Annotated in this window: 10 protein-coding genes and 1 pseudogene; 4 read left to right on the top strand and 7 right to left on the bottom strand. The window is 70.5% G+C overall.

The features are described 5' to 3' along the window. The 3 genes and pseudogenes from FE811_RS14210 to recR form a co-directional block, all read left to right on the top strand. Positions 1-553 (top strand): annotated as a pseudogene (locus FE811_RS14210) (DNA polymerase III subunit gamma/tau); the annotation flags it as partial. Positions 554-556: 3 nt separating this feature from the next. Continuing rightward, the gene (locus FE811_RS14205) at positions 557-901 is read left to right on the top strand and encodes a YbaB/EbfC family nucleoid-associated protein (protein ID WP_036759723.1); all 345 of its coding nucleotides are present in this window, start codon (positions 557-559) and stop codon (positions 899-901) included. A 3-nt stretch (positions 902-904) separates the two neighbouring features. Beyond that, a complete protein-coding gene (gene recR, locus FE811_RS14200; protein WP_116222260.1) occupies positions 905-1,507 on the top strand; it encodes a recombination mediator RecR in 603 nt (200 codons plus the stop codon). 179 nt (positions 1,508-1,686) lie between these two features. Here recR and FE811_RS14195 read toward each other — a convergent pair whose 3' ends face one another. Both FE811_RS14195 and FE811_RS14190 read right to left on the bottom strand, forming a co-directional pair. Beyond that, entirely contained in the window at positions 1,687-2,133 is a 447-nt protein-coding gene (locus FE811_RS14195) for an Hsp20 family protein (protein WP_036759727.1), read from the bottom strand. Positions 2,134-2,345: 212 nt separating this feature from the next. After that, positions 2,346-2,588, bottom strand: coding sequence for a YdcH family protein (locus tag FE811_RS14190; RefSeq protein ID WP_072461994.1), 243 nt, complete (start codon positions 2,586-2,588; stop codon positions 2,346-2,348). A 93-nt stretch (positions 2,589-2,681) separates the two neighbouring features. Between FE811_RS14190 and FE811_RS14185 the strand changes: the two genes are divergently transcribed. Then, the gene (locus FE811_RS14185) at positions 2,682-3,449 is read left to right on the top strand and encodes a DUF599 domain-containing protein (protein WP_116222259.1); all 768 of its coding nucleotides are present in this window, start codon (positions 2,682-2,684) and stop codon (positions 3,447-3,449) included. On the opposite strand, the gene FE811_RS14180 is transcribed toward FE811_RS14185, so the two are convergent. From FE811_RS14180 to FE811_RS14160, 5 genes are all read right to left on the bottom strand, one after another. Further along, a complete protein-coding gene (locus tag FE811_RS14180) occupies positions 3,360-4,556 on the bottom strand; it encodes an MFS transporter (RefSeq protein WP_036759730.1) in 1,197 nt (398 codons plus the stop codon). The two genes, FE811_RS14185 and FE811_RS14180, sit on opposite strands and share 90 nt — an antisense overlap. A 279-nt stretch (positions 4,557-4,835) precedes the next feature. Next, on the bottom strand, positions 4,836-5,621 hold the full coding sequence (locus tag FE811_RS14175; protein ID WP_116222258.1) for a crotonase/enoyl-CoA hydratase family protein: 786 nt from the start codon (positions 5,619-5,621) through the stop codon (positions 4,836-4,838). Beyond that, positions 5,618-6,472, bottom strand: coding sequence for a hydroxymethylglutaryl-CoA lyase (locus FE811_RS14170; protein WP_072461997.1), 855 nt, complete (start codon positions 6,470-6,472; stop codon positions 5,618-5,620). Before FE811_RS14170 ends, FE811_RS14175 begins: the two co-directional genes overlap by 4 nt. Next, complete coding sequence (locus FE811_RS14165; RefSeq protein ID WP_036759735.1) at positions 6,459-7,112, bottom strand: glutathione S-transferase family protein; 654 nt, start codon at positions 7,110-7,112, stop codon at positions 6,459-6,461. Before FE811_RS14165 ends, FE811_RS14170 begins: the two co-directional genes overlap by 14 nt. Further along, positions 7,109-9,037, bottom strand: a complete 1,929-nt coding sequence (locus FE811_RS14160; RefSeq protein ID WP_116222257.1) for a biotin carboxylase N-terminal domain-containing protein — start codon at positions 9,035-9,037, stop codon at positions 7,109-7,111. Before FE811_RS14160 ends, FE811_RS14165 begins: the two co-directional genes overlap by 4 nt. Between the last annotated feature and the right edge of the window lie 70 nt (positions 9,038-9,107).

The raw sequence follows: 9,107 nt of genomic DNA, 5'->3' as shown, positions 1-9,107 counted from the left end.
CGCCGCCGCGCCCCGCGCGCCCATGGCGGTGCGCCAGGACGGCAGCGCCGCGGCGCTGGCGGTCTCGCCCGATGCGCTGGCGGGGTTCCCGGACTTCGAATCGGTGATCGAGTTGATCCGGCGCATGCGCGACATGAAGCTGCTGCTCGATGTCGAGGATCACCTGCGTCTCGTGCGCTATTCCCCCGGCCGGATCGAGTTCCAGCCGACCGAGCAGGCGCCGCGCGACCTGGCGCAGCGGCTGGCGGAACGGCTGCGCGGCTGGACCGGCGGCCAACGCTGGGCGGTGACCGTGACCTCGGACCCCGGCCGGCCCTCGATCAGCGAACAGCGCGCCGAACGCGAGGCCGAGGCCCGCGCCCGTGCCATGCAGAACCCGACCGTGCAGGCGATCTTCGCCGCCTTCCCCGGCGCCAGGATCACCCGGATCCGGCCGATCCCGGTGCCGGTCGCGGTTGAAAAACCGGCGGGCGAGGATACATCCCCGCATGAGCTGACCGAAGGCCCGGTGGCCGAGGTCGAGGAATGGGATCCCTTCGAGGACGAGGATTAGGCGATGTTCAAGGGCCTTGGCGACATGGGCGACCTGTCGAAGATGATGGAAGCCGCCCAGCAGATGCAGACCAAGATGGCCGAGATGCAGGAAGGGCTGAACCGCCTGACCGTCACCGGCGAATCGGGCGGCGGGCTGGTCAAGGCTACCGCGACGGCCAAGGGCGAGTTGACGGCGCTCGACATCGACCCCTCGATCTTCCGGGCCGAGGACAAGGAAGTGGTCGAGGACCTGATCCTGGCCGCGGTCAGGGATGCGCAGCGCCGGGCGCAGGACAAGGCGGCCGAGGAGATGGCTCGCCTGACCCGCGAACTCGGCCTGCCCGCCGACATGAAGATGCCGTTCTAGGCGATGCCGCCCACCTCCGGCGACGAGATCGAGACGCTGATCGCCACCATGGCGCGGCTGCCGGGGCTCGGGCCGCGCTCGGCCCGGCGCATCGTGCTGCACCTGATCCGCCGCCGCGCCGGGCAGATGGCCCAGCTGGCGGCGCTGATGGCCAGCGTGGCGGAGCATGCCCGCGAATGCCTGGTCTGCGGCAATATCACCCAGTCCGACATCTGCCCGATCTGCGAGGATCCCGGCCGCGCCATCGGCGAGATCTGCGTGGTGACCGACGTGGCCGACCTCTGGGCGCTGGAACGCGGCCGCGCCTTTCACGGCCGCTACCACGTGCTGGGCGGCAGCCTCTCGGCGCTGGACGAGATCGGCCCCGAAGACCTGCGCATCCCCCAGCTCATCGCCCGCATCGCCGAGGAAAAGGTCACCGAGGTCATCCTCGCCCTCTCGGCCACGGTCGAGGGCCAGACCACCGCGCATTACATCGCCGAGGCGCTGGCACCCACCGGCGTTGCCGTCACCGGCCTGGCGCAGGGCGTGCCGATCGGCGGGGAACTGGACTATCTCGACGACGGCACCATTACCGCCGCGCTCCGCGCCCGCCGCCAGTTCTAGCGGCGCCCGCCGAGCCGGGGCTCTGCCCCGGACCCCGAGGGTATTTTCACAACAGAGAAAGACGCAGGACACGGATCGGCGGTGTGCATGAGAAAAGGGGCTCCGAAACCGGCGCCCCTTGGCTTTCACCGTTCTGCAAATACTCCGGGGGTCCGGGGGCGGCGCCCCCGGCCGCGCCGTCAGGCGTCCAGCTTTTCCACCGCCTTGGCCGGCTTGGCGATCTCGATGCGGCGCGGCTTCAGCGCCTCGGGGATCTCGCGCACCAGGTCGATGTTCAGCATGCCATCTTCGTGGCTGGCGCCCTGCACCCGGACATGATCGGCCAGGGTGAAGCGGCGTTCGAAGGCGCGGGTGGCGATGCCGCGATGCAGGTAGCTGCGGCCCTCGTCCTCGGCGGCCTTGCGGCCCGAGACGATGACGGCGCCGTCCTTGACCTCGACGCTCAGTTCGTCGGCGGAAAAGCCGGCGACGGCGATCGAGATGCGATAGGCATTCTCGCCGGTCTTCTCGATGTTATAGGGCGGGTAGCTGGCGATGTCGGCCGACAGGGCACGGTCCATGACATCGGCCATGCGGTCGAAGCCGACCGAGGCACGATAAAGCGGAGTCAGGTCGAAATTGCGCATGTTTCGCATCCTTCTTCAAGCGATACAAAGGCTTGCCCCCCGGTGCGGGCGGGCAGGTCCGTCGGCGCCCCAGGGGCCCTCCGACAGGGTTGAAGTAGGAATGCGCCCGGCGGCTTTCAAGCCCCGGCCCACGGGCCGGACAGGCAAGGAAAAAGGGCGCGCGGACCCGCCGCACGCCCCATCCAGCCCCAGGCCGGCAGCCGGGCGGCCCGTCAGGCGCGGGCGGCGGCCAGCATGCGGGCGATCTCGTCCTTCAGCCCGGCGCGCTGCTTGCGCAGCTGGGTCTCGGCCTCTTCCGACATCGGCGTATGGCGGCTTTCGGCCGCGGCGACCTGGTCGTTCACCTCGTCATATTCCTCAAGCAGGCGCGCGAAATGCGCGTCCGAGAGCTTCAGCTCGTGAATGCGCTCCGCATCGTTGGGAAATTCCTCGTGGATGGCGTGGGGTGCTGCCATTTTCATCTGCTCCGGTACAAAGATAACCAGGTTGCTGGATAGACGCCGCGACGCAGGCTGGCAACAGCAAGACCACGAGGATAGAACCGCGCCATGGACCCGAACACCGCCCTGCCCGGCCTGCCCGCCTTTGGCCCGCTGTCGCCGGCCGACCTTGCCGCCCTGCTCTGGCTGTTCCTGGCCTGGCTGGGCATCGGCTGGATCACCGAGAACCCGCCAAGGGCCCATCCCTCGGTCACGGTGCTGATGAAGACCTATCGCCGCGAATGGATGCGACAATTCATCACACGCGACCCGCGCATCTTCGACAGCGCCATCCTGACCACCCTGCGCGAGGGCACGGCCTTCTTCGCCTCGGCCTGCCTGATCGCGGTCGGGGGCGGGCTGGCGCTGATCGGCAATACCGACCAGCTGGCCGGCGTGGCGCGCCAGTTCGACCTGGGCCACGTGCCGACACTGAAATGGGAAATCAAGATCGTCGTGGTGCTGTTCTTCGTGGCCAACGCGCTTCTGCGCTTCGTCTGGTCGCACCGGCTGTTCGGCTATTGCGCGATCATCATGGCCTCGGTCCCGAACGAGCCCGACGACCCCCGCGCCGTGCCGCTGGCCATGCAGGCGGCCGACATCAACATCACCGCGGCGAAAAGCTTCAACTCGGGGCTGCGCTGCGTCTATTTCGCGCTGGGGGCGCTTGGCTGGCTGGCGGGGCCCTGGGGGCTGTTCCTGGCCACCAGCTACGTGCTTTTCATCTCGTGGCGGCGCGAATTCGCCTCACACTCGCGCCGGGCGATCATGAAGCCGGTTCCCGGCAAGACGGGCCTGCTGCCAGGCAAGCCCGAGGGCGAGCATCCCCGCCCCTGACAGCGCCACCGCCACCAGCCCCGAGGAACGCCAGCCCCAGCCCGCCGCCAGCGCCAACCCGGCGAGCCAGGGCCCCAGCGCATTGGCGGCGTTGAAGGCGGCGTGGTTCATCGCCGCGGCCATGCTCTGCGCCTCGCCCGCGACCTCCATCAGCCGGGTCTGCAAGGGCACCACCATGCCCGAGCCCAGGCCCAGCAGGAAGGACGAGGCCAGCATCATCCCCCAGTCGCCCACCGCCCAGGCGGCGAAAGCCTGGGTCGCGGCCATGAACAGCATCAGCCGCAGCGCCGCGCCCCAGGTGCCATGGCGCATGGTCAGCCGGGCGGCCAGGATGCTGCCCAGCGTGCCGCCGATGCCGAAGGCCGACAGCGTCGCCGGGATCGCCCAGCCCGGCGGCTGCGTCGTCGCCAGCATCGCGGCCGAGAGATAGGAATAGACCGCGAAGAGCCCGCCGAAGCCGATGGCGCCGACCAGCAGGATCAGCATGACCGCCGGATTGCGCAGCGCCTTCAGCTCGGCCAGCGGCCGCGCATCCCTGGGCGCGCCGACCCGCGGCGCCAGCCGCAGGATCAGCCAGCCCGCCAGCAGCGCCAGCACGCCGGGCAGCGCAAAGCCCCAGCGCCAGCCGAGCCCCTGCCCCAGCACCCCGGCCAGCGGCACCCCGGCAATATTGGCGACGGTCAGGCCCAGAAGCACCTGCGTCACCCCCTTGGCGCGCTGGTCCCGCGGCAGGGCATCGGCGGCAAACAACATGGCCACGCCCAGGAAGCCGCCATGCGGCAGGCCGGCCAGGAAGCGCGTGCCGACCAGCGTGCCATAGCCCGGCAGCACCGCCGCCAGCAGGTTCATCACCCCGTAAGCCGCGATCAGCCCCGCCAGATAGCGCCGCCGCGGCAGCCGCGCGCCCAGGATCGAGGTGATCGGCGCCCCCACCACCACGCCCAGCGCATAGGCCGACACGACATGGCCGGCCTGCGGCTCGCTGATGCCCAGGTCGCTCGCATACCAGGGCAAGAGCCCCATGGCGGCGAATTCCGAGGTGCCGATGGCGAAGGCGCCAAGGCCCAGGGCAAGGATGGCAAGCTTGAGATTGGGCTGCGGCGGCATGGCGGCACCTTCGGGGCTGGCGGATGTGGGAAAATCAGGCCCGCTAGCGTTAACAGATGCGACCATATGCCGCCAAGCCGCCCGCCGCGAAGCCCTGACATGCAATAGGCGCAAGGCTGCGACGGCATGCCGCCGGTTGTCTTCTTCGTTCCCCAAATACTCAAATCCCGCAGCGCGGGCAGGCGCAGCGTCGATGCGGCGACTGAACCTGCAATCCCGGCGCTGCAGAAAACCTTCCGATGAGTATTTTCAGAACGAAGAAGCTGTCGGGCCAGCGCCTCAGCCCGGCTGCCAGCGCGGCTTGCGCTTGTCGAAGAAGGCGGCGATGCCTTCCTGGGCCTCGTCGCCTTCCCAGACATCGACCAGGGCCTGGATGCTGGCCTCGATCTCGGCCTCGCCGATGGGCGGGCCGAGGCGGCGGGCCAGGCGCTTGGCCGCCGCCACCGCGCCGGGGGCGCAGGAGAGATAGGGCGCGATCTCGGCCTCGACGGCCGCGTCCAGCACCGCGGCATCGGCAAGGCTCGCCAGCAGGTTCAGCCGCATCGCCTCGCCCGCGTCGAAGAGGCGCGCGGACATGAAGACGCGGCGCGCCCTGTCCTCGCCCATGCGGGCCAGGACATAGGGGCCGATGGTGGCGGGGATCAGGCCGAGCCGGGTCTCGGTCAGGCCGAAGCGCGCCTCGGGCACGGCCACGGCGACATCGCAGACCGAGATCAGGCCGATCCCGCCGCCGAAGGCATTGCCCTGGACCCGGCCGATCAGCGGCTTGGGCAGGGTGTTCAGCGCATTCAGCATCATCGCCAGTTCGCGCGCGCCGGCCCGCCGGGTCTGGGCATCGGCGCGCATCTGCTCCTGCATCCAGCCCAGGTCGCCGCCGGCGCAGAAGCTGCGCCCCTCGGCCGCCAGCACCACCGCGCGCACGGCCCGGTCGGCGCCTAGCCGCTGCGCGGCTTCGGTCAATTCGCGGATCATCCGGGCCGAAAGCGCATTGTGCTTGTCCGGGCGCGCCAGCCACAGATGCGCGACGCCGCGGACATCGGTCTCGATGCGGATCGTTTCCATCATGCGCCTCCTCTCATGCCGCGGGCCATGGCGGCGGCCTTTTCGATCACCGCCATGTCGAGCCCGGTGTCGTGGCCGCCCAGGGCCAGGTGCGCGGCGAGTTTCTCGGTCGCGACATTGCCCGCGGCGCCGGGCGCATAGGGACAGCCGCCCAGGCCCCCCACGGCGGCGTCGAATACCCGCAGCCCGCGCGCGAGGCTCGCGTCGATATTCTCCAGCGCCCGACCGGCGGTGTCGTGGTAATGGCCGGCCAGGTTTTCGGGCGGCAGTTCCTCCAGAACTGCGGCCAACATGGCGTCGATCGCCTCGGGCCGGGCCTGGCCGATGGTGTCGCCCAGGCTCACCTCGTAGCAGCCCATGTCGCGCAGGCTGGCCGCGACGCGGGCGACGCTTGCGGGCGCCACCTTGCCGTCGAAGGGGCAATCCGTCACCACCGAGACATAGCCGCGCAGCGGGATGCCGTCGACCCGCGCCGCCTCTGCCACCGGCGCGAGCCGCGCGAGGCTTTCGGCGATGGTGGCGTTCAGGTTCGCCCTGGAAAACCCCTCCGAGGCCGAGGCGAAGATCGCCACCTCGTCCGCGCCGGCGGCCCGCGCCGCCTCGTAGCCGCGCAGGTTCGGGGTCAACACCGCATAGCGGATGCCCGGCCGGCGGGCGATGCCGGCCATGACCTCGGCCGCGTCCGCCATCTGCGGCACCCATTTCGGCGGCACGAAGCTTGTCACCTCGATGCGCCGGAAGCCGGCCTGCGACAGCAGGTCGACCAGGGCGATCTTTTCCGCCGCCGGGATCAGGCGCTTTTCGTTCTGCAACCCGTCGCGCGGGCCGACCTCGAAGATCTCAACCTTGGACATCGGGCACCTCGTAGAAATCGCGGTCATAGATGGCGTCGCCCCCGGCGCGGGCCAGGGCGCGGCGATAGGCCGGCCGCGCCAGCATGCGGTCGCGATAGGCGGCCAGCGCCGGATAGCCGGCGGCGGGCAGGAAGCGGAACAGCGCCTCGATATTGAAACCCAGCATGCAATCGGCGGCCGAGAAGGTGGAAAGCAGCGTCTCGCGCCCTGCCAGATGCGCGTCGAGCGCCTGGGCGGTCACGGCCAGCCGCCGGGTATCGAGCCGCATCAGCGGCACCGAGCGCGCGCTTTCGGGCCGCAGGAAGATGTGGTGGATGTTCAGCGCCTGCAGGATATTGGCCTGGGTTTCGGCGAAATGGACCCATTCCAGGAAATCGGCGCGCTCGGGCTCGCCCGGTCTGGGGGCCAGCCTGCCCTCGCGCTCGGTCAGGTATTGCAGGATGGCGCCGGATTCGAAGATGGCGCGGCCGTCGATTTCCAGCGCCGGGATGCGGCCGGCAGGGGACAGCGCGCGAAACTCGGCGCTGCGCAGGCTGCCGTCGGTCAAGGACCAGGAGCGCAAGGTGCAATCGAGCCCCAGCTCCTCGATCAGCCAGAGCACGCGCATGGAGCGCGAGCCGGGGACATGGTGCAGGATCATGCGTCCTCTTCCTCCTCCAGCCGGATCAGGGCGGCGCCGGCCTCGACCTGGTCGCCGGCAGCCGCCAGCACCTCGGCCACGCGGCCGTCGCGGGCGGCGGTCAGCGTGTGCTCCATCTTCATCGCCTCTAGGATCGCCAGCGGCTCGCCCGCCGCCACCTGCTGCCCCGGCTCGACGAAGATCGCCTTGACGAGCCCCGGCATGGGCGACAGCGTCATGCCGCCCCCCGCCTCCTCGCCGCCGCGGGCCAGCGGGTCGAGCGGGATGAGCGTCAGCGAGCGGCCGCCGAAGACGCTGGTGCCCGCGGCATGGTTCACGATGCGCGAGCGGCGCGGGCTGCCGTCGACCCACCAGCGCCCGCCCTCATAGCCGATCTCATGCGTGCCGCCGTCCAGCGTGACGCGGGCGGCGCCGGGGCCCAGCACCTCGAGCAATGCCTCGCCGCCGTCCCAGGCGATGGTGCGGCGCAGCGGCTGCCACAGCGTGATGCCGCCGCGCAGCGTCGGATCGTCGAGCCCGGCAAGGCCGAGGACTGCCAGCGCCTTGGCCCGCGGGTCGGGTTCGGCGGCCTCGACCAGCGCCTGGAGGTCGCGGGCGATCAGGCCGGTGTCGACCTCGCCCCGGCCAAAGCCTTCGTGGCGGGTCAGCGCGATCAGGAAATCGACATTGGTGACCGAGCCCGCCACCTCGGTATCGACGAGCGCCGATTCCAGCGCCCGCAGGGCGATGGCGCGCGTCGCGCCATGGGTGACGATCTTGGCGATCATCGGGTCGTACCAGGGCGAGATGGCGTCGCCCGGCCGCACCCCGGTCTCGATCCGGGCATGGTCGGGAAAGCGCAGATGCGCCAGCCGCCCGGTGGCGGGCAGGAAGCCCGCGGGCACGTCCTCGGCATAGAGCCGGGCCTCGAAGGCATGGCCGGTGATGGCCAGGTCTTCCTGCCGGGACGGCAGCGGCTCGCCGCTGGCGACGCGGAGCTGCCATTCCACCAGGTCGATGCCGGTGACGAGTTCGGTCACGGGATGTTCGACCTGGAGGCGGGTGTTCATCTCCATGAACCAGAAGCCGTCGGGGCGAAGGCCCCGGCTGGCATCGACGATGAATTCGACGGTGCCGGCACCGGCATAGCCGATGGCCTCGGCGGCGCGGGTGGCGGCGGCGCCCATGGCCGCGCGCATCTGGGGCGTCATGCCGGGGGCCGGGGCCTCCTCGATCACCTTCTGGTGGCGGCGTTGCAGCGAGCAGTCGCGTTCGAAGAGGTGGACGGCGCGCTGGCCGTCGCCGAAGACCTGCACCTCGATATGGCGAGGCCTGGAGATGTATTTCTCGATCAGCACCGCCGGGTTGCCGAAGGCGGTGGCGGCCTCGCCCTGCGCGGATTGCAACGCGGCGGGGAAGTCCCCGGCCCGTTCGACCAGGCGCATGCCCTTGCCGCCGCCGCCGGCCACCGCCTTGATCAGGACGGGATAGCCGATCCTGTCGGCCTGGGCCTGGAGGTGGTCCGCGTCCTGGTTCTCGCCGTGATAGCCGGGGACGACCGGGACGCCGGCCTCTGCCATCAGCGCCTTGGCGGCGTCCTTGAGGCCCATCTTGCGGATCGCCTGCGCCGAGGGGCCGATGAAGGTCAGCCCCGCCGCCGTCACCGCATCGACGAAATCCGGGTTCTCGCTGAGAAAGCCGTAGCCGGGATGGATGCCTCCGGCGCCGGTGTCGAGCGCGGCGCGGATGATGGCATCGCCGCGCAGGTAGCTGTCCTTGGGCGCCGGGCCGCCGATCGGCAGGGCCTCGTCGGCCAGGGCGACGTGGCGGGCGCCGCGGTCGGCCTCGGAATAGACCGCGACGGTCCGCACGCCGAGCTTGCGGGCGGTGTCGATGACGCGGCAGGCGATCTCGCCGCGGTTGGCGATCAGGATCTTCTGGAACATCCGGCGGCTCCTGTGGCAGCGGTCGGGCCGGGGGTTTCACACCCCCGGACCCCCGTGGGGTATTTGGAAA

It is taken from the genome of Paracoccus sp. FO-3 (assembly GCF_006386455.1).
Classification (GTDB): domain Bacteria; phylum Pseudomonadota; class Alphaproteobacteria; order Rhodobacterales; family Rhodobacteraceae; genus Paracoccus; species Paracoccus versutus.
This window is presented reverse-complemented; position numbering and strand designations above follow the sequence as displayed.

Excerpts from the sequence above, each read along its gene's own strand:
- FE811_RS14205 (WP_036759723.1), top strand. The coding sequence starts at position 557 with ATGTTCAAGGGCCTTGGCGACATGGGCGACCTGTCGAAGATGATGGAA.
- FE811_RS14175 (WP_116222258.1), bottom strand. The coding sequence starts at position 5,621 with ATGATGGAAACGATCCGCATCGAGACCGATGTCCGCGGCGTCGCGCAT.
- FE811_RS14170 (WP_072461997.1), bottom strand. The coding sequence starts at position 6,472 with ATGTCCAAGGTTGAGATCTTCGAGGTCGGCCCGCGCGACGGGTTGCAG.
- FE811_RS14185 (WP_116222259.1), top strand. The coding sequence starts at position 2,682 with ATGGACCCGAACACCGCCCTGCCCGGCCTGCCCGCCTTTGGCCCGCTG.
- FE811_RS14160 (WP_116222257.1), bottom strand. The coding sequence starts at position 9,037 with ATGTTCCAGAAGATCCTGATCGCCAACCGCGGCGAGATCGCCTGCCGC.
- FE811_RS14165 (WP_036759735.1), bottom strand. The coding sequence starts at position 7,112 with ATGATCCTGCACCATGTCCCCGGCTCGCGCTCCATGCGCGTGCTCTGG.
- FE811_RS14190 (WP_072461994.1), bottom strand. The coding sequence starts at position 2,588 with ATGGCAGCACCCCACGCCATCCACGAGGAATTTCCCAACGATGCGGAG.
- FE811_RS14195 (WP_036759727.1), bottom strand. The coding sequence starts at position 2,133 with ATGCGCAATTTCGACCTGACTCCGCTTTATCGTGCCTCGGTCGGCTTC.
- FE811_RS14180 (WP_036759730.1), bottom strand. The coding sequence starts at position 4,556 with ATGCCGCCGCAGCCCAATCTCAAGCTTGCCATCCTTGCCCTGGGCCTT.
- recR (WP_116222260.1), top strand. The coding sequence starts at position 905 with ATGCCGCCCACCTCCGGCGACGAGATCGAGACGCTGATCGCCACCATG.